The 17,486-nt window shown below is 47.9% G+C and carries 17 protein-coding genes and 1 pseudogene; 15 read left to right on the top strand and 3 right to left on the bottom strand.

The genetic code is table 11. The features are described from left to right. The first annotated feature begins 16 nt into the window (after positions 1-16). The 9 genes from pdxA to UNITIG_RS09815 all read left to right on the top strand — a co-directional run bounded on the left by pdxA (position 17) and on the right by UNITIG_RS09815 (position 10,094). Positions 17-1,024, top strand: coding sequence for a 4-hydroxythreonine-4-phosphate dehydrogenase PdxA (pdxA, locus tag UNITIG_RS09775; RefSeq protein ID WP_101758211.1), 1,008 nt, complete (start codon positions 17-19; stop codon positions 1,022-1,024). A 1-nt stretch (position 1,025) separates the two neighbouring features. Next, the gene (gene rsmA / locus UNITIG_RS09780; RefSeq protein ID WP_101758212.1) at positions 1,026-1,826 is read left to right on the top strand and encodes a 16S rRNA (adenine(1518)-N(6)/adenine(1519)-N(6))-dimethyltransferase RsmA; all 801 of its coding nucleotides are present in this window, start codon (positions 1,026-1,028) and stop codon (positions 1,824-1,826) included. A 17-nt stretch (positions 1,827-1,843) separates the two neighbouring features. Then, positions 1,844-2,221, top strand: a complete 378-nt coding sequence (gene apaG, locus UNITIG_RS09785; protein WP_101758213.1) for a Co2+/Mg2+ efflux protein ApaG — start codon at positions 1,844-1,846, stop codon at positions 2,219-2,221. Between the two features lies 1 nt (position 2,222). Continuing rightward, the gene (locus tag UNITIG_RS09790; RefSeq protein WP_101758214.1) at positions 2,223-3,035 is read left to right on the top strand and encodes a symmetrical bis(5'-nucleosyl)-tetraphosphatase; all 813 of its coding nucleotides are present in this window, start codon (positions 2,223-2,225) and stop codon (positions 3,033-3,035) included. A 400-nt stretch (positions 3,036-3,435) separates the two neighbouring features. Next, positions 3,436-5,358, top strand: coding sequence for a PrkA family serine protein kinase (locus tag UNITIG_RS09795; RefSeq protein ID WP_101758215.1), 1,923 nt, complete (start codon positions 3,436-3,438; stop codon positions 5,356-5,358). 21 nt (positions 5,359-5,379) lie between these two features. Beyond that, complete coding sequence (locus UNITIG_RS09800; RefSeq protein WP_101758216.1) at positions 5,380-6,648, top strand: YeaH/YhbH family protein; 1,269 nt, start codon at positions 5,380-5,382, stop codon at positions 6,646-6,648. Next, on the top strand, positions 6,645-8,162 hold the full coding sequence (locus UNITIG_RS09805) for a SpoVR family protein (protein ID WP_101758217.1): 1,518 nt from the start codon (positions 6,645-6,647) through the stop codon (positions 8,160-8,162). Before UNITIG_RS09800 ends, UNITIG_RS09805 begins: the two co-directional genes overlap by 4 nt. Before the next feature lie 86 nt (positions 8,163-8,248). Continuing rightward, on the top strand, positions 8,249-9,355 hold the full coding sequence (locus UNITIG_RS09810; RefSeq protein ID WP_101758218.1) for a multifunctional CCA tRNA nucleotidyl transferase/2'3'-cyclic phosphodiesterase/2'nucleotidase/phosphatase: 1,107 nt from the start codon (positions 8,249-8,251) through the stop codon (positions 9,353-9,355). Continuing rightward, positions 9,348-10,094 carry a pteridine reductase gene (locus UNITIG_RS09815; protein WP_101758219.1) on the top strand — a complete coding sequence of 249 codons (747 nt, stop codon included), beginning with the start codon at positions 9,348-9,350 and terminating at the stop codon, positions 10,092-10,094. The genes UNITIG_RS09810 and UNITIG_RS09815 overlap by 8 nt, the downstream gene beginning before the upstream one ends. Here the strand turns inward: UNITIG_RS09815 and folK are convergent, their stop codons facing one another. From folK to tsaD, 3 genes and pseudogenes are all read right to left on the bottom strand, one after another. Then, a complete protein-coding gene (folK, locus tag UNITIG_RS09820; protein WP_101758220.1) occupies positions 10,095-10,610 on the bottom strand; it encodes a 2-amino-4-hydroxy-6-hydroxymethyldihydropteridine diphosphokinase in 516 nt (171 codons plus the stop codon). Positions 10,611-10,644: 34 nt separating this feature from the next. Beyond that, positions 10,645-11,001 (bottom strand): dihydroneopterin aldolase, encoded by a 357-nt coding sequence (gene folB, locus UNITIG_RS09825; protein WP_101758221.1) that lies wholly within the window; start codon positions 10,999-11,001, stop codon positions 10,645-10,647. Between the two features lie 74 nt (positions 11,002-11,075). Continuing rightward, a pseudogene (gene tsaD / locus UNITIG_RS09830) lies at positions 11,076-11,977 on the bottom strand (tRNA (adenosine(37)-N6)-threonylcarbamoyltransferase complex transferase subunit TsaD). Between the two features lie 391 nt (positions 11,978-12,368). Between tsaD and rpsU the strand changes: the two are divergent. The 6 genes from rpsU to rpoD all read left to right on the top strand — a co-directional run bounded on the left by rpsU (position 12,369) and on the right by rpoD (position 17,455). Then, the gene (rpsU, locus tag UNITIG_RS09835) at positions 12,369-12,584 is read left to right on the top strand and encodes a 30S ribosomal protein S21 (protein WP_101758222.1); all 216 of its coding nucleotides are present in this window, start codon (positions 12,369-12,371) and stop codon (positions 12,582-12,584) included. Between the two features lie 53 nt (positions 12,585-12,637). Further along, a complete protein-coding gene (locus UNITIG_RS09840) occupies positions 12,638-13,090 on the top strand; it encodes a GatB/YqeY domain-containing protein (RefSeq protein WP_101758223.1) in 453 nt (150 codons plus the stop codon). 39 nt (positions 13,091-13,129) lie between these two features. After that, on the top strand, positions 13,130-13,513 hold the full coding sequence (panD, locus tag UNITIG_RS09845; RefSeq protein WP_101758224.1) for an aspartate 1-decarboxylase: 384 nt from the start codon (positions 13,130-13,132) through the stop codon (positions 13,511-13,513). A gap of 82 nt (positions 13,514-13,595) precedes the next feature. Beyond that, positions 13,596-14,477 (top strand): DNA primase, encoded by an 882-nt coding sequence (dnaG, locus tag UNITIG_RS25555; protein ID WP_369809158.1) that lies wholly within the window; start codon positions 13,596-13,598, stop codon positions 14,475-14,477. Then, a complete protein-coding gene (locus tag UNITIG_RS25560) occupies positions 14,447-15,478 on the top strand; it encodes a toprim domain-containing protein (protein WP_369809189.1) in 1,032 nt (343 codons plus the stop codon). Before dnaG ends, UNITIG_RS25560 begins: the two co-directional genes overlap by 31 nt. Positions 15,479-15,646: 168 nt before the next feature. Further along, positions 15,647-17,455, top strand: coding sequence for an RNA polymerase sigma factor RpoD (rpoD, locus tag UNITIG_RS09855; RefSeq protein ID WP_101758225.1), 1,809 nt, complete (start codon positions 15,647-15,649; stop codon positions 17,453-17,455). Positions 17,456-17,486: the final 31 nt, after the last annotated feature.

A 17,486-nucleotide genomic window follows, 5' to 3' on the forward strand; every position in this document is an offset into this window, starting at 1 on the left:
GCACTGACCGCTAACCATGACCACATTAAGGATTGCCATAACCCCGGGAGAGCCAGCCGGCATTGGACCGGACTTGCTGATCCAATTAGCGCAGCAAGCGCAAGCGGTTGAATTAGTGGTGATTGCCGACCCAGCTTTATTACTGAGCCGAGCGGAACAGTTAAAATTACCGCTGAGCCTCCGCCAATTTGATGCAGCGGCTCAGGCACAAGCCTGCGCAGCAGGTGAATTGTGCGTATTACCCGTCAGTCTGGCCACCCCCTGTATCGCCGGACAGCTAGACGTAGCTAATGCCCAATACGTGCTGACAACCTTACTCGCAGCAATCGATGGCTGTATGACGCATCAGTTTGCCGCCATGGTCACCGCCCCGGTCAATAAAGCCGTCATAAACGATGCCGGTATTGCCTTTAGCGGTCACACTGAATTTTTAGCCCAGCACACCCAGACCGAACAAGTCGTCATGATGCTGGCGACAACCGGCTTGCGGGTAGCACTGGTTACCACACACCTACCTTTAATAGATGTGCCAGCGAAAATAAAAGCACCGTTGATTGAAACAGTTACGCGTATTTTACACGCTGACTTACAGCAGCATTTTGGTTTACAAAACCCTGCCATCACTGTGCTGGGCTTAAACCCCCACGCCGGCGAAGGTGGCCATATGGGCCGCGAAGAAATTGATGAAATTATTCCCTGCATGCAAAAACTAACCACTGAAGGCATGCAACTGACGGGACCGTTACCAGCTGATACAGCCTTTACAGAAAAACATTTACAGCAATGCGATGCGGTATTGGCGATGTACCATGATCAGGGTTTGCCGGTGTTAAAATACAAAGGCTTTGGCAACGCCGTCAACATTACGCTGGGACTACCCATCATCCGTACTTCGGTGGATCACGGCACAGCTCTGGATTTAGCGGGGACTGGCAACGCCGATATAGGCAGCCTTAAAACAGCGCTCGACTATGCTGTGACGATGGCTACTCACAAACAACAATCCCAAACAGCGGCAACCTAATATGGCCAGCACCGATAATCAGCATCGCGCTCGTAAACGTTTCGGCCAAAATTTTCTGCATGATCAGGGTATTATTCATAATATCGCCCGCGCCATTGGTGCCACTGAAAAAGATCATGTCGTAGAAATCGGTCCTGGCCAAGGTGCACTTACCGCTGATATTTTAGCAGGGGGCTGTTTGCTGGATGCGATAGAATTAGACCGTGATTTAATTCCTATCCTGCAACAACGCTTCGGCAACGAACCCCGCTTTCAGTTACAACAAGGCGATGCACTGGCCTTTGATTTTTCATCACTACGCAACAGCGATGAAAAATTAAGAGTCGTAGGTAATCTGCCTTACAATATTTCTACGCCGCTGATATTTCATTTACTCAGCCAGCAGCATTTAATTCAAGACATGCATTTTATGCTGCAATTGGAAGTGGTTAACCGCTTGGCTGCAGGACCCGGCAGTAAAAACTACGGGCGACTCAGTGTCATGACACAATACTACTGCGATGTCTGCGCACTGTTTGAAGTCCCCCCTGAGGCCTTTGACCCTAAACCGAAAGTACAATCAGCCATCGTACGATTGGCACCCCACGAGCAATTGCCGCACCCCGCCAGCAACATCAAAATGCTGGAACATATTTTGCGCACGGCATTTAACCAGCGTCGTAAAACTTTACGCAATTCATTAAAGAATGATATTTCTGCCGAACAACTGGAAGCTTTAGCTATCAACCCAACGGCGAGACCCGAGACACTGACACTGGCACAATTTGTGGCTATCAGTAATAGTGTCAACCAACCCGATTGAGCCACCAAGGAAAAATAATGCATACCGATAACTCTATCAGTATTCATGTAGACACCCAGTACATCGACCAACAATCCAGCCCCGAACAAGGTCGCTACGCGTTTGCCTATACCATCACTATCAGTAATCATGGCACCGAACCGGCAAAGCTAATGACCCGTCACTGGTTAATCACCGATGGCAATGCCAAGGTGCAAGAAGTCCGTGGCGATGGTGTGATCGGCGAGCAACCGCTGATTAAACCGGGCCATAGTTTTCGCTATACCAGTGGCGCATTACTTGAAACAGCCGTTGGTACTATGGAGGGCAGTTATCATATGGTGACTGAATCAGGACAGGAATTTGATGCCCCCATTCCGCGCTTTTCATTAATCCACCGCGGCTCCGTACACTAACATGACACGCTACGCGGTTGGAGATATACAAGGCTGCCTGCAACCATTGCAATGCTTATTGGCTGAAGTACAGTTCGATCCTCAGCACGATCAATTATGGCTGGTTGGCGACCTCATCAATCGCGGCCCGGAATCGCTAGCTACTTTACGTTACCTAAAATCTCTAGGTGATAGCACCCGTATAGTCTTAGGTAATCACGACTTACATTTTTTAGCCGTAGCCTCTGGTGCAATTAACGCCGGAAAATCAGATACTTTCGATGAGATTTTAGCGGCCAGTGATCGGCCGCAACTGATAAGCTGGCTGCTGCAACAAAAATTAATGTACAGCGACCCCAGCGCTGACTACCACATGACACACGCGGGTATCCCGCCACAGTGGACACTGCAACAAGCCGCAACGTATGCCCGCGAAGTGGAAGCCGTGTTAACAAGTGAACACGCCGCTGATTTTTTTCAGCATATGTATGGCAACGAGCCAGCGACCTGGGATGAGAACCTTAGCGGCTGGACTCGTTTGCGAGTCATCACCAACTACTTTACTCGCATGCGTTTTTGCCGTGCCGACGGCGAACTGGATTTTAAACACAAACTAAATAGCATCGACCGCCCGGACTTTTTGCCCTGGTTTGCTCATCACCACCGACGCACAAAAAACCAGCAAATAATTTTCGGCCACTGGGCTGCCCTTGAAGGCAAAACCAACACACCCAACACCCATGCACTGGATACCGGCTGCGTATGGGGTCGCAGTATGAGCCTGATGAATCTGGAAACGCAAGCTCTGCACCACTGCGAATGCTCTCCTCAATAACGTTTTAACCTATCATTACTTATCTACAATACTTTTTTTAAAATTATTAGATCTATAAAAAGCTCCTCTTAATCTTATACAAACTTAATAGCTACACACCCTTGGCACTCTTCATGCTTTAAAAATATCCGGAATACAGCAACTAAATTTACCAATTTCGACAATTACGTATTGTCAAAAAACTTTAATAAAAAAAATAGTAAAAAATAAAGTAAAAATAGATTGCTACTGTCTATGCATTTAGGTCTATGATAAAGCTGAATCACAAAGTTTAGTTAGCACCAGAACATTACGCTTTTGAGTAAATTTACTGCGTCTTGCGCTGAAAGTTGTGTGCACATTATCTTTCTTCACGAGCGCAAGAATTTCCTGCTTCTCAACAAGGAGAAAGGTGGTCGCCATGGGCATATTTGATCATTTTCAAGATCGTTACGCATCAACTCAAAAAGAAGAACTTTCATTACAGGACTACTTGCAACTCTGTAAGTCCGACCCCTCCGTTTACGCCAACGCTGCGGAGCGATTGCTACTCGCAATCGGTGAGCCAGAAATGGTAGACACGGCTTTAGATTCCAGGCTAAGCCGAATTTTTTCTAACAAAGTTATTAAACGCTACAGTGTCTTTTCCGAGTTTTATGGCATGGAAGAAGCCATAGAGGATATCGTCGCTTATTTCCGCCATGCTGCTCAAGGCCTGGAAGAACGCAAACAAATTCTGTATTTATTAGGCCCTGTCGGCGGCGGTAAATCTTCTCTCGCGGAAAAATTAAAAGCGCTGATGGAAAAAGAGCCCATCTATTGCCTGAAAGGCTCTCCTGTTTTTGAATCACCTCTGGGTTTATTTGATCCCGAAGAAGACGCACAAATTCTAAAAGAAGATTACGGCATCCCCGAACGCTACCTCGACACTATCATGTCACCCTGGGCAGTAAAACGCTTACACGAATACAACGGTGACATCAGTCAGTTTAAAGTGGTTAAGCTATACCCTTCCCGCCTGGATCAAATTGCCATTACAAAAACTGAACCTGGCGACGAAAACAATCAGGACATATCTTCACTGGTTGGCAAAGTGGATATCCGCAAGCTTGAAGAATTTCCACAAAATGATCCCGATGCCTATAGTTTTTCTGGTGGCCTGTGTCGCTCTAATCAGGGCATCATGGAATTTGTGGAAATGTTCAAGGCCCCGATCAAAGTGTTACACCCTCTGTTAACGGCAACCCAGGAAGGCAACTACAATAGCACTGAAGGCTTAAGCGCCATTCCCTTTGACGGTATCATTCTGGCGCATTCCAACGAATCGGAATGGCAGTCCTTTAAAAATAACAAAAACAACGAGGCTTTTATAGATCGCGTTTATATCGTTAAAGTACCTTACTGTTTGCGGGTTACTGAAGAAATCCACATCTATCAAAAACTACTGCAAAACAGTTCTTTATTTGCCGCCCCCTGTGCACCTGATACTTTGAAAATGCTGGGTCAATTCACAGTACTGTCGCGCCTAATAGAACCGGAAAACTCTAACATTTACTCCAAAATGCGTATCTATGATGGCGAGAGTCTTAAAGATACCGACCCCAAAGCCAAAAGCATGCAGGAGTACAGAGACAACGCGGGAGTCAATGAGGGTATGGAAGGACTATCGACCCGTTTTGCTTTTAAAATTTTATCGAAAGTTTTTAACTTCGATCCAACAGAATTAGCTGCCAACCCAGTCCATCTACTCTATGTATTGGAACAACAGATTGAGCAGGAACAATTCCCACCGGAAATCGCGCAACGCTATATCAATTTTATTAAAGAATATCTAGCGCCACGCTATATCGAGTTTATCGGCAAGGAAATACAAACTGCATACCTCGAATCCTACTCGGAATATGGTCAGAATATTTTCGATCGCTACGTGACCTATGCTGATTTCTGGATTCAGGATCAGGAATACCGCGACCCGGAAACCGGCGAACTACTTGACCGCCCCGCACTCAACGAAGAACTGGAGAAAATTGAAAAACCTGCCGGAATTTCAAATCCGAAAGATTTCCGCAACGAAATTGTTAACTTCGTACTGCGCGCACGAGCCAATAATGACGGCCGTAATCCCGCTTGGCATAGCTATGAAAAATTACGCACAGTCATCGAGAAAAAAATGTTTTCCAACACGGAGGATTTACTACCAGTCATTTCCTTTAATGCCAAAGCCTCTGCTGAGGACAAGAAAAAGCACACTGATTTTCTCTCGCGCATGGTAGAGCGCGGCTATACCGAGAAACAAATCAGATTGTTATCGGAGTGGTATCTACGAGTTCGTAAATCGCAGTAGCTGGCACTAAAGGAGTAGATTTTGAGCTATCTCATCGACCGGCGTATCAATGGTAAAAACAAAAGTGCTGTCAACCGGCAGCGCTTTCTGCGCCGCTATCGAAAGCATATAAAAAAAGCCGTTGCTGATGCAGTCAGCAACCGCTCGATTACCGACATTGAAAATGGCGAAAAAATTACTATACCCAATCAGGATATTCAGGAACCTGTTTTTAATCACGGCCCCGGTGGCAAGCGCACGGTCATTCATCCCGGTAACAAAGAATTTATCAAAGGGGATTCCTTTCCAAGACCCAAAAGCGGAGGAGGTGGCGGTAGCGGCGGACAAGCCAGTAATAGTGGTGAAGGCATGGATGACTTCGCCTTTCAAATCACACAGGATGAGTTTCTTGAATTTATGTTTGACGATTTGGAATTACCCAATCTGGTCAAACGTCAATTGGCAGGATCAGACTCTTTCACCTATCGTCGCGCAGGATTCAGCACCGTCGGCACCCCCAATCAAATCAACGTCGTTCGCTCTTTGCGAGCAGCCAATGCGCGACGCATCGCCCTCGGCACTCCATCCAGAAAAAAACTGCGGGAACTGGAGAAGCAGTTACTGTTACTGGAAGACGAGCCAGTACCAGACTTACAGAAAATCGAAGCTCTAAGAACACACATCACGCTATTAAAAGAAAAGATCAAAAAAATTCCTTTTCTTGATACCTTCGATATCCGCTACAACCTCCGCACACAGGAACCCACTCCTAGCTCGAAAGCGGTAATGTTTTGTTTAATGGATGTGTCCGGGTCAATGGATCAAGCCACCAAAGATATGGCCAAACGTTTTTTTATCCTGCTGTACTTATTTTTACAACGCAATTACGACCATACAGAAGTGGTATTTATTCGTCATCACACCAGCGCCAAAGAAGTTGATGAGAAAGAATTTTTCTACTCTCGCGAAACCGGCGGTACCATTGTCTCCAGCGCACTCGCTTTAATGAAGACTATTATGGAAGCACGCTACTCAACCACCGAATGGAATATCTATGGCGCTCAGGCCTCCGATGGTGACAACTGGAATGACGACTCCGACCGCTGTTTTGACCTACTAGTGAATAGCATCATGCCTTACGTGCAACACTACTCTTATATTGAAATCACCCCCCGCGAGCATCAGGCACTCTGGCACCAATATGAACAGGTTAAAGCACAATTTGAAGACGCCTTCGCCATGCAAGCTATCATTGAACCAAAAGATATCTACCCCGTGTTTAGAGAGCTTTTTCAGCGGAGACCCGCATGAACAAAAGTGCCATAGCTAGACAACCCATTTCTACCAGCTCCGAATGGACCTTTGAACTTATTCATCAATACGAGGAAGTGATTAGCGGTATTGCCGAAGAGTTCGGTTTGGATACCTACCCCAATCAAATTGAAATTATTAGCTCCGAACAAATGATGGATGCCTACTCTTCTTCTGGCATGCCGCTATTTTACAACCACTGGTCTTATGGCAAGCATTTTCTGGGCATTGAAAATAATTACAATCGCGGCCAGATGGGGCTAGCTTATGAAATAGTTATCAACTCCAACCCCTGTATCGCCTATCTGATGGAAGAAAATACTATGGCCATGCAAGCACTGGTCATTGCCCATGCCTGCTTTGGTCATAATTCTTTTTTCAAAGGCAATTATTTATTCCGCACCTGGACCGAAGCCGACTCCATAATTGATTACCTGCTTTTTGCCAAAAACTATATCGCTAAATGCGAGGAACGGCACGGCGTCGACACTGTTGAACGCTTACTAGACTCCTGTCACGCCCTGATGAATTATGGCGTTGATCGCTATAAACGCCCACACCCTATTTCAGCGGACCGGGAAAAAATGCGCCAGCATGAGCGCGAAGAAATACTACAGAAACAAGTCAACGACTTATGGCGCACCATTCCAACCAGCAAGGCAGCAAAAGAGAAGCAACAGTTTAAAAATTACCCAGAGGAACCACAGGAAAACCTGCTCTATTTTTTAGAAAAAAATGCGCCACTACTGGAACCCTGGCAACGTGAAGTGCTGCGTATTGTCAGAAAAATAGCCCAATATTTTTATCCACAACGACAGACCCAGGTAATGAATGAAGGTTGGGCCTGCTTTTGGCACTACACCATTCTTAATGAAATGTATGATCGCGGATTAGTCACTGACGGCTTTATGATGGAATTTTTACAATCCCACACCAGCGTTATATTCCAACCGGATTTTGATAGCCCTTATTACAGCGGCATCAATCCTTATACCTTGGGATTCGCCATGATGACGGACATCCGTCGACTTTGCGAACATCCCAATGAAGAGGATCGGCGATGGTTTCCGGATTTTGCTGGCAGCAATTGGCAGGAGACCCTGCAATTTGCCATGCGCAATTTTAAAGATGAAAGCTTTATCCAACAGTTTCTTTCTCCCAAGGTGATACGAGACTTAAAATTATTTTGTGCACTGGATGACGATAGCAAAACCAATATTGAAATTCTGGCAATTCACGATGATGAGGGCTACCGCACGATTCGTGAACAGCTTGCCGGCCAATACAACCTCGGCGATCGTGAACCTAATATACAAATCACTCGTATCGATATACGCGGTGATCGCTCCATGCGTTTGCAGCACCGCCAACACAACCGTAAGCCGCTTAACCAAAACACCATTGAAGTATTAAAACACTTGCATCAACTGTGGGGCTTCGATGTTCATCTCGACTCCATCCACGATGGCACTACCGTGCAAAGCTTTCACTGCCCCACCCTGAACATTGATTAAATTCATTGATCAATCAGCTAACTTGCTGCTGCGCATCCGAGATTCGTACTGATATACTACTGCCAAACTCACAAGCTTGAAGCACCATGAAAATCTATTTGGTCGGCGGCGCCGTCAGAGACAAACTGCTCGGATATCCCTTTCACGAACATGACTGGGTGGTGGTTGGCGGCACACCGGAGCAACTATTAGCGCAAGGCTATCAACAAGTAGGCAAAGATTTCCCGGTTTTTTTGCACCCTGATAGCAAAGAAGAATATGCACTAGCCAGAACCGAGCGCAAAAATGGACGTGGCTATACCGGCTTTAGCTGCTATGCCAGCCCTGATGTAACACTGGAACAGGATCTTTTACGCCGCGACCTTACCATCAATGCTATCGCCGAAGACAGTGATGGCAACTTGATCGACCCCTATGGCGGGCAGCAAGATATCCAGCAAAAAATTCTGCGCCATGTTTCACCGGCATTTAGCGAAGACCCCTTGCGCGTATTAAGAGTTGCGCGTTTTGCAGCCCGTTATGCACACCTTGGCTTTACCGTTGCTAACGAAACGCTGCAGTTGATGCAGGCCATTAGTGATTCCGGAGAACTCCATAATCTAGTCGCTGAACGGGTATGGAAAGAACTGGAGTCTTCATTACAGGAACAAAGCCCCCAACAATTTTTTGCGGTGTTAAAGCAAGCACATGCACTAGCAGTATTGTTACCTGAATTTAACGACCTTGGCAGCAATGATTTTCAAGTACTGCAATTAGCCAGCGAGCGTAACTGCAGCAGCTCTATTCGCTTTGCGCTACTGTGTGCAGCGTTAGCACCCGACGTTACCCAAACGCTGTGCCAGCGTATTAAAATCCCTAATGAATTTCGCGACCTCGCCATGCTGCTCAGTAGACACCAGCAACAATGCCAGCAAAATTTTACTGCCGCTGAACCGCTGCTAGACTTGCTAGAGGCACTGGATCCATTCCGCCGCCCTGAACGATTTACTGATTTTTTGCAGTGCTGTACGTTAATAAACACGGTACTGGATAGAAATCTCAAAAACACCAGCCAACTGAATGAAGCCTACCAATGCTGCAACCGAATCAACGCCAAACAGTTCGCCGATCAAGGCCTGAAAGGCAAAGCGATTGCCAGTGCCTTGCGCGAACAGCGAATAACACTGATCAGCGAATTACTAAGTCATGAATGAAACTACTGCTCAAAAAGTTGCGCTAGTCACTGGCGGCGCACAACGTATAGGTGCAGAAATTTGCCGCAGCTTGCATCAACAGGGATTTAACATCATCGTCCACTACCGCCATTCAAAATCCGAAGCCGACAAAATCACTACTGCGCTAAATCAGAAAAGAGCGCAGTCTGCCGTTTCTATACAAGCCGACTTAACCGTTACTAGTGACGCATTACGCTTGGCACAACAAGCCATGCAGCAATGGGGACAAGTGGACGTTCTGATTAACAATGCCTCCAGTTTTTACCCAACCGTACTCGGCTCAGCACAAGAGACTGATTGGGACGAGTTGATCAACAGCAATATCAAAGGCCCGTTTTTTTTAACCCAGGCATTGATCGAACCATTAAAACAACGACGGGGTTGCGTTATTAATTTGGTCGACATCCACAGTGAAAAGCCACTGCGCGACTATAGTATTTACAGTATTGCCAAAGCAGGTGTGGCGATGATGACCAAAACACTGGCCAAAGAACTGGCACCTGACGTGCGCGTGAATGGCGTGTCTCCGGGCGCCATTTTATGGCCGGAGCAAACCATAAGCGATCAGAGCAAGCGTTCAATTATTAATAAAATCCCCATGCAGAAAATTGGCGAAGCCGCCGACATTGCCCGCACAGTGGAATTTTTGGTGGTGGATGCGCCCTATATCAATGGCGAAATTATTACCGTCGATGGCGGCCGCAGTTTGAATATGTAATCAGTTTGCGCTGGAAATATTTTTACCACGCCACTCAAAATCAACCCGCCATAATTTTTGACTGCACTGATCATAAGCCCGCCATAAATCGGTGTAGGTTTTAGCGGTTAATGGATGCACCTGCTGTGGGGCTATATCAAATAGCGGACGCAAGACAAATGCATTTTCAGTTATCTCGCCACGGGGCAGCTCAATGCCGTCGATGGTTCCAACGAGATCATCAACACATAGAATATCTATATCCAGACTGCGCGGACTAAACTTCGTGCCACCACGGCGGTGACCATTATCGTATTCAATTTGCCGCAGTAAAGTGGATAGTTCTGCGACACTCAGCTGAGAGTAAAAACTTACCACCAGATTTAAAAAGTTTTCGCCGACAAAACCCACGGCCTCACTTTCATAAACCGGTGATAAACGCAATACTCCAAAGTGTTGCTCCAGCGCTTCGAGGGAGGCAGTGATGTGACGATAGCGATCGATACTGCTACCCACCCCAACAAAAACCTGCGCCATTAATTGTCTCTCCGTCTAATAGCCACTATCCATCTCAACGTTTTTCACCACGCTCAATAATAACGCCCACCGCCCTGGCTTTACGTACCGCACCCGGCTTGCTTAAGCGCAGGCGCAACCAGGGCACGTTAAATTCACTTAATATAATATCAGCGCACTGTTCGGCCATGGTTTCAATTAACAGAAATTCGCTGCTACTAATAAATTCAATCAAACGATCAGAGACCGCTTTATAATTTAAGGTATAAACGATGTCATCGGTTTCGGCCGCTCGACGAATATCATGGGCCATTTCCAAATCCAAACAAACCGTCTGCTTGATCTCTCTTTCCCAATCATAAATACCGATAACGGTTTCAATGGTTAATTCCTGAATAAAAACGGTATCCATGAAGCAGTGCCTAGATTAATTGATTAGCTATGTGCAGGTGTATTTTGAATAATGAAAAACGTTCTATAAAGAGCTTATATAGCCGGTAACTGATCCATCGGCCAGCGCGGCGTTGCCGTAATCCCGAGGCCATCGCACTGTCCCGCCAGTAAGCGCTGACAGCCTGCATAGGCGATCATCGCGCCATTGTCGGTACAAAATTCAGGGCGCGCGTAAAATACCTGGCTGCGAATTTTGGCCAAGGCCTGCTCCAGACTTTGACGCAATTGCAGATTGGCGCTCACCCCACCCGCCATCACTAACTGCGTCAGATTTTCTTGCTTGAGTGCACGTTTGCATTTAATTACCAAGGTTTCCACTACCGCCCGCTGAAACGCGTGGGCAATATCGGCGCGGGTTTGCGCATCCAAATTACCCGACTCATCTTTATGCGCCTGTACTGTATTCAGGGTAAACGTCTTCAAACCGCTAAAACTAAAATCCACGCCCTGATGTTTAATCATCGGCCGTGGAAAAACAAATCGTCCAGGCTCCCCCTGCTCCGCCAACTTGGCCACCTGAGGCCCGCCGGGGTAAGGCAACCCTAGCATCTTGGCAGTTTTATCAAACGCTTCGCCGGCGGCATCATCCAGCGACTCCCCTAACAAACGGTAGCGGCCAATACCATCGACGCGCACCAGTTGCGTGTGCCCCCTGAGACCAGTAAAGCGACAAAGGGGAATTGTGGCGGATTAGCTTCCAACATAGGTGCTAGCAGATGCCCTTCCATATGATGAACACCAATGGCTGGGACCGACAAGGCATAAGCCAATGAGCGCCCAATCATCGAACCGACCATCAGCGCGCCGACCAAACCAGGACCTGCGGTATAGGCCACACCATCAATATCTGCTTTTTTAAAACCCGACTCGGCCAGGACCTGCTCTATCAAAGGCAGGGTCTTGCGGATATGGTCACGGGAGGCCAGCTCCGGCACTACGCCACCATATTCGGTATGCAGCTCTATCTGACTATATAAGGCATCGGCCAGCAAACCGCGCTCGCTATCGTAAAGCGCGATACCAGTCTCGTCACAGGAGGTCTCTATTCCTAACACTCGCATTCGGGGATTACTGCCTTTTGAACAATGGATGAATAGCGCATACTGCAACAGCAGCAGGGCGATATTTAAGACGCCGAATGATACGGAAAACGCCCCATAAAATCCCCTGTTTTCCGCTTTGCAATTTCCCAATCAACCGTTTACAATGCCCGCCCCTTGCCACTGGTGGCTATTTTCAATACAACATCAGGGTGAGAAACAGATACTTATTGATGCTCAAAACAGGCATTAATAACAACATAGACATAAACAACAGGTTAATTAAATGCCTTCAGTTAAGTTAAAAGATAACGAGCCCTTTGATATTGCTCTGCGTCGCTTCAAGCGCGCATGTGAGAAAGCCGGTGTTTTAGCCGATGTTCGCAGCCGTGAATTCTACGAGAAGCCTACTTCAGTACGTAAGCGCAAAGCTGCTGCTGCGGTAAAGCGTCACGCTAAGAAAGTATCTCGCGATAACCGCAACCAAAAGCGTCTTTACTAGACTCTACCGCTGTTTTAGCTCGCCGACTTCCACCTTCCACGGAACCTTAAGCCATGGCAGACACAACGCTTAAAGCTCAAATTCAGGAAGCCATGAAAGCGGCCATGCGGGCCAAGGAAAAGCAGCGTCTCGGTACTATCCGGCTGATTCAAGCCGAAATCAAACGTATTGAAGTAGATGAGCGCATCGATATTGACGATGCGCGGCTTTTGGCTGTGCTGGATAAAATGTGCAAGCAGCGCCGTGATTCTATTTCCCAATACGAAGCGGCTGGTCGTCAGGAACTCGCTGATATCGAATCTGCAGAAATTGTAGTCATCCAGGATTTCCTCCCCACCCAGCTCAGCGATGACGAACTTAATACCTTGGTAGCCGATGCTGTCAGCAGCAGCGGTGCCGAATCCATGAAAGACATGGGTAAGGTAATGGCCATTTTAAAGCCACAACTGCAAGGCCGCGCCGATATGGGCGAAGTCAGCAAACTGATCAAAGCCAAACTCGGCTAAGCCCCCTCTTTTCTAACCAGCCCCGACAGGAACCAGCAAATGCAACTGCGAAGTTTTATGTCATCCAAAATCCATAAAGCGACAATTACTGAAGCCAATCTTAATTATGTTGGCAGCATCACCATTGACGCTGAATTACTGGATAAAGCGGGCTTACTGCCCAATGAAAAAGTATTGGTAGTCAGCAACACCTCTGGCGCCAGACTGGAAACCTATGTCATCGAAGGCCAGCGCCACAGTGGCTATATCGGTATCAATGGTGCGGCCTCGCACCTGATCGGCCCAGGCGAAGAAGTGATCATCATCGCCTTTACACTAGCCACCGAGCCGGTTGCGCCCAAAGCGATTTTAGTCGATAAAGACAACCGCTTTGTCTGCGATTTGACTGAAGAGCAAGCCAGCTTCGCACCACAAACGGCTTAACCCGGATACAACTAAGCCGCTTAACGGTACAGCCATTAATAATGCTAAACTGCCCCACCTGTTAGACAAGCACTAAAAAATCATGGCTGGCCGCATACCACAAACGTTTATCGACGATTTACTGGATCGCCTCGACATTGTCGAAGTGGTGGACCGTCGCGTGCCATTGAAAAAAAGCGGCAAGAACTTTACCGCCTGCTGCCCCTTCCACGACGAGAAAACCCCCTCTTTCAGCGTCAATCAGGAAAAACAGTTCTACTACTGTTTTGGCTGCGGCGCTGGTGGCAATGCTATCGGCTTTCTAATGGACTACGAGCGCATGGAATTCCCCCGTGCCGTTGAAGCCCTTGCCGATGCCGCCGGACTGGAAGTCCCCAGAGAAGCAGCCGCCTTTCAGGAACAGCCGCAGCAAAAGAAGAACATCTACACCATCCTGGAAAAAGCGGCTGACTACTATCGCCAGCAACTGAAACAACACCCGCAAAAACAAAAAGCCGTGGACTACCTCAAAAACCGCGGGCTCAGCGGCGAGATTTGCCGTGACTTCGATATCGGTTACGCACCGCCGGGCTGGGATAATTTGCTGGCACACCTGGGCAGCAATGATGAAGAGAAGCAGCTGCTGATTGATGGCGGCATGCTGATCGAGAAGGAAGAGGAGAATAAACTCTACGATCGTTTCCGCGACCGTATTATCTTTCCTATCCGCGACAATCGCGGCCGTGTTATCGCCTTTGGCGGCAGAGTACTCGGCGATGACAAACCCAAATACCTTAATTCGCCGGAAACCCCGGTATTCCACAAAAGCAAAGAGCTCTACGGCCTCTACCAGTCCCGCAAAGCTAACCGCCAGCTAGACCGGCTACTCATTGTCGAAGGCTATATGGATGTGTCGCGCTGGCCCAGCACGGTATTAATTGGGCTGCGGCGACGCTGGGTACTGCCACCAGTACCGACCACCTGAAAATCATCTTCCGCCAGTGCCCGGAGGTAGTATTCTGCTTTGATGGTGACGAAGCCGGCCGCAAGGCAGCGGTGAGGGCGCTGGAGTCTGCGCTACCAGCGATGGAAGATGGCCGCCGGGCTAAATTCCTGTTTTTGCCACAGGGAGAAGACCCGGATAGCCTGGTGCGCGATATTGGTGCCAATAACTTCATTCTGCTAGTCAATAAAGCCATGCCACTGGAAGAGTATTTATTTAGCTCACAAGCAGAAGGGCTGGAACTAGGCTCGCTGGACGGCCGCGCCCGCATGAGTACTATGGCGGCGCCGCTCATAGAAAAGCTGCCACAAGGCGTGTTCAAAGAACTGATGATGGACTCTTTAGCCGAGCGCACCGGCCTGTCACGCGATAAACTCGGAGAAATCCTGCGACAACATCAGCGCAACAAACAAAACGGGGCGCCTGCAGCCCTCTCGCCGATACCCACAGAGACCGACGCAGAAACCCACTTCGGGGATCAGCACCCAGTCTATGCAGTGCAAGATCGCCCCAAACCGAAGCAGCGTGACAGCCAGTATCAGCCTGCAGAGACCACCCGCAACCCGGTTCTTTATGCCATCGCCCTACTGCTGCATGAGCCAAAGGCCGCCAGCCAGATTGAGACGCCCAACCAGCTGAATACGGATGAAGACCCCAATATGCCGCTACTATTGGCCATGCTGGAGTTGCTTAACAAACGACCTGATTCCACCCCCGCCATGCTAATTGGCCACTGGTACGGCGAACCCTGGGGCGAAACCCTGCAATTATTGCTGCAGGCAGAGCGATTGATCCCCGAGACCAATATTGAACAGGAATTAACCGATACACTGCTGCATTTGAGTCGAAAATCACAAAAGAAACAAAACCTTAAACAGCAGGTCGACAACATTCTAAGCAAGGACTACGCTCAGCTAAGCGATGATGAAAAACAGCAACTTAAACAATTACTCAGGCAGAAGCATGATCTATCGAAGGCCTGATCAATACTAAACACCAAACAACCCAGGGACCGGAACATTACGAGCAAGCGCCTGTCAACACTACACCAGCCCCTTAAACACCGTCAGTTATGAGGCTAGTATTCCAACAGGCAATGACGTTATAATGTCGGGCTAACTTTTTGAATCTCTTCGAAAGACACACTATCTATGAGCAACCCCAATAAACAACAGTCCCGTTTAAAGATCCTTATTGCCAAGGGCAAAGAGCAGGGCTACCTTACCTATGCTGAGGTCAATGACCACCTGCCACAGGACATCTCTGATCCTGATCAGGTCGAAGACATCATTCAGATGATCAACGACATGGGTATCCAGGTTTTTGAAGCTGCTCCTGATGCTGATGAAATCCTGCTTTCCGAAGATGACTCCCCGGATGATATTGCTGCCGCTGAAGCTGCTGCTGCCCTTGCTGCAGTAGAAAATGAAGTCGGCCGCACCACCGACCCAGTACGTATGTATATGCGTGAAATGGGTACCGTTGAGCTATTAACCCGCGAGGGCGAAATCGCCATTGCCAAACGTATCGAGGAAGGTATCCGCGACGTCATGGCTGCCATCGCCTACTACCCAGGCGCAGTTCAGGACGTTATCGATGAATACGATAAAGTCGCCACTGAAGAGCGCCGCCTGGCAGACATTTTAGTGGGTTACCTCAACCCCACCGATGTGGTTCCACCAGCAGCCCAGCAGCAACTTGCCGCAGCCGTTAAAGATGACGATGATGACGAGGATGAAACCAGCAGCGGCCCGGATCCAGAAGAAGCAAAGCAGCGCTTTACGGATATTCGCAAGCAGCAAAACAAATTAGATAAAGCGATTGAAAAGCACGGTCGCTACAGCAAAGAAGCGGCTAAGGAATTACAGAAAGTCGCTGAGCTATTTAAATTCCTGAAATTAACACCACGGATTTTTGATCCACTGGCCATTCGTGTTCGCTCCAAGCTCAACGTCATTCGTGAAAGCGAAAAGTTGATCATGAACATCTGCGTGAAACAGTGCAAAATGACTCGCCGGGACTTTGTTAAAGCCTTTCAAGGCAATGAAGTTAATATGGAGTGGGTTGACGAACAAATCAAAGCCAATAAAGACATTGCACCTATTTTGGAAACGAGCAAAGAAGATATCTTGCGCTCGCAACGCAAAATTGCCCAAATGGAATCTCAAACCGAGCTGACCGTCGTCGACATAAAAGAAGTTAATCGTCGTATGTCTATCGGAGAAGCCCGTGCCCGTCGCGCCAAGAAAGAAATGGTCGAAGCAAACTTGCGTCTGGTAATTTCTATCGCCAAAAAATACACCAATCGCGGTTTACAATTTCTCGACTTAATTCAGGAAGGTAACATCGGCCTTATGAAAGCGGTTGATAAATTTGAATACCGCCGGGGTTATAAGTTTTCAACTTACGCCACCTGGTGGATTCGTCAGGCAATCACACGCTCGATTGCCGACCAGGCACGCACCATTCGTATTCCTGTGCACATGATTGAGACCATCAACAAACTTAATCGTATCTCTCGTCAAATGCTGCAGGAAATGGGCCGCGAGCCCACCCCGGAAGAACTGGGTGAGCGCATGGACATGCCGGAAGATAAAGTTCGCAAAGTACTAAAGATTGCAAAAGAACCTATCTCCATGGAAACCCCTATCGGTGATGACGAAGATTCACATCTGGGTGACTTTATTGAAGATACTACTATCGCTCAGCCAGTGGATTCCGCTACCGGCCAAGGCTTGCAGGAAGCCACCAAAGACGTGCTTGGCGGGCTGACTGCACGAGAAGCGAAAGTACTGCGAATGCGCTTTGGTATCGACATGAACACTGACCATACCTTGGAAGAAGTGGGCAAGCAGTTCGATGTTACCCGTGAGCGAATTCGTCAAATTGAAGCCAAAGCGTTACGTAAATTGCGCCACCCTTCACGCTCTGATCATTTGCGCAGTTTTCTGGACGAGTAATAGTCATTTAAAAAACAAAAAAGGCCGGTTT

The organism is Oceanicoccus sp. KOV_DT_Chl (genome assembly GCF_900120175.1).
Taxonomy (GTDB): Bacteria; Pseudomonadota; Gammaproteobacteria; order Pseudomonadales; family Dasaniaceae; genus Oceanicoccus.

Excerpts from the sequence above, each read along its gene's own strand:
- pdxA (WP_101758211.1), top strand. The coding sequence starts at position 17 with ATGACCACATTAAGGATTGCCATAACCCCGGGAGAGCCAGCCGGCATT.
- rsmA (WP_101758212.1), top strand. The coding sequence starts at position 1,026 with ATGGCCAGCACCGATAATCAGCATCGCGCTCGTAAACGTTTCGGCCAA.
- apaG (WP_101758213.1), top strand. The coding sequence starts at position 1,844 with ATGCATACCGATAACTCTATCAGTATTCATGTAGACACCCAGTACATC.
- UNITIG_RS09790 (WP_101758214.1), top strand. The coding sequence starts at position 2,223 with ATGACACGCTACGCGGTTGGAGATATACAAGGCTGCCTGCAACCATTG.
- UNITIG_RS09795 (WP_101758215.1), top strand. The coding sequence starts at position 3,436 with ATGGGCATATTTGATCATTTTCAAGATCGTTACGCATCAACTCAAAAA.
- UNITIG_RS09805 (WP_101758217.1), top strand. The coding sequence starts at position 6,645 with ATGAACAAAAGTGCCATAGCTAGACAACCCATTTCTACCAGCTCCGAA.
- UNITIG_RS09810 (WP_101758218.1), top strand. The coding sequence starts at position 8,249 with ATGAAAATCTATTTGGTCGGCGGCGCCGTCAGAGACAAACTGCTCGGA.
- UNITIG_RS09815 (WP_101758219.1), top strand. The coding sequence starts at position 9,348 with ATGAATGAAACTACTGCTCAAAAAGTTGCGCTAGTCACTGGCGGCGCA.
- folK (WP_101758220.1), bottom strand. The coding sequence starts at position 10,610 with ATGGCGCAGGTTTTTGTTGGGGTGGGTAGCAGTATCGATCGCTATCGT.
- folB (WP_101758221.1), bottom strand. The coding sequence starts at position 11,001 with ATGGATACCGTTTTTATTCAGGAATTAACCATTGAAACCGTTATCGGT.
- rpsU (WP_101758222.1), top strand. The coding sequence starts at position 12,369 with ATGCCTTCAGTTAAGTTAAAAGATAACGAGCCCTTTGATATTGCTCTG.
- UNITIG_RS09840 (WP_101758223.1), top strand. The coding sequence starts at position 12,638 with ATGGCAGACACAACGCTTAAAGCTCAAATTCAGGAAGCCATGAAAGCG.
- panD (WP_101758224.1), top strand. The coding sequence starts at position 13,130 with ATGCAACTGCGAAGTTTTATGTCATCCAAAATCCATAAAGCGACAATT.
- dnaG (WP_369809158.1), top strand. The coding sequence starts at position 13,596 with ATGGCTGGCCGCATACCACAAACGTTTATCGACGATTTACTGGATCGC.
- rpoD (WP_101758225.1), top strand. The coding sequence starts at position 15,647 with ATGAGCAACCCCAATAAACAACAGTCCCGTTTAAAGATCCTTATTGCC.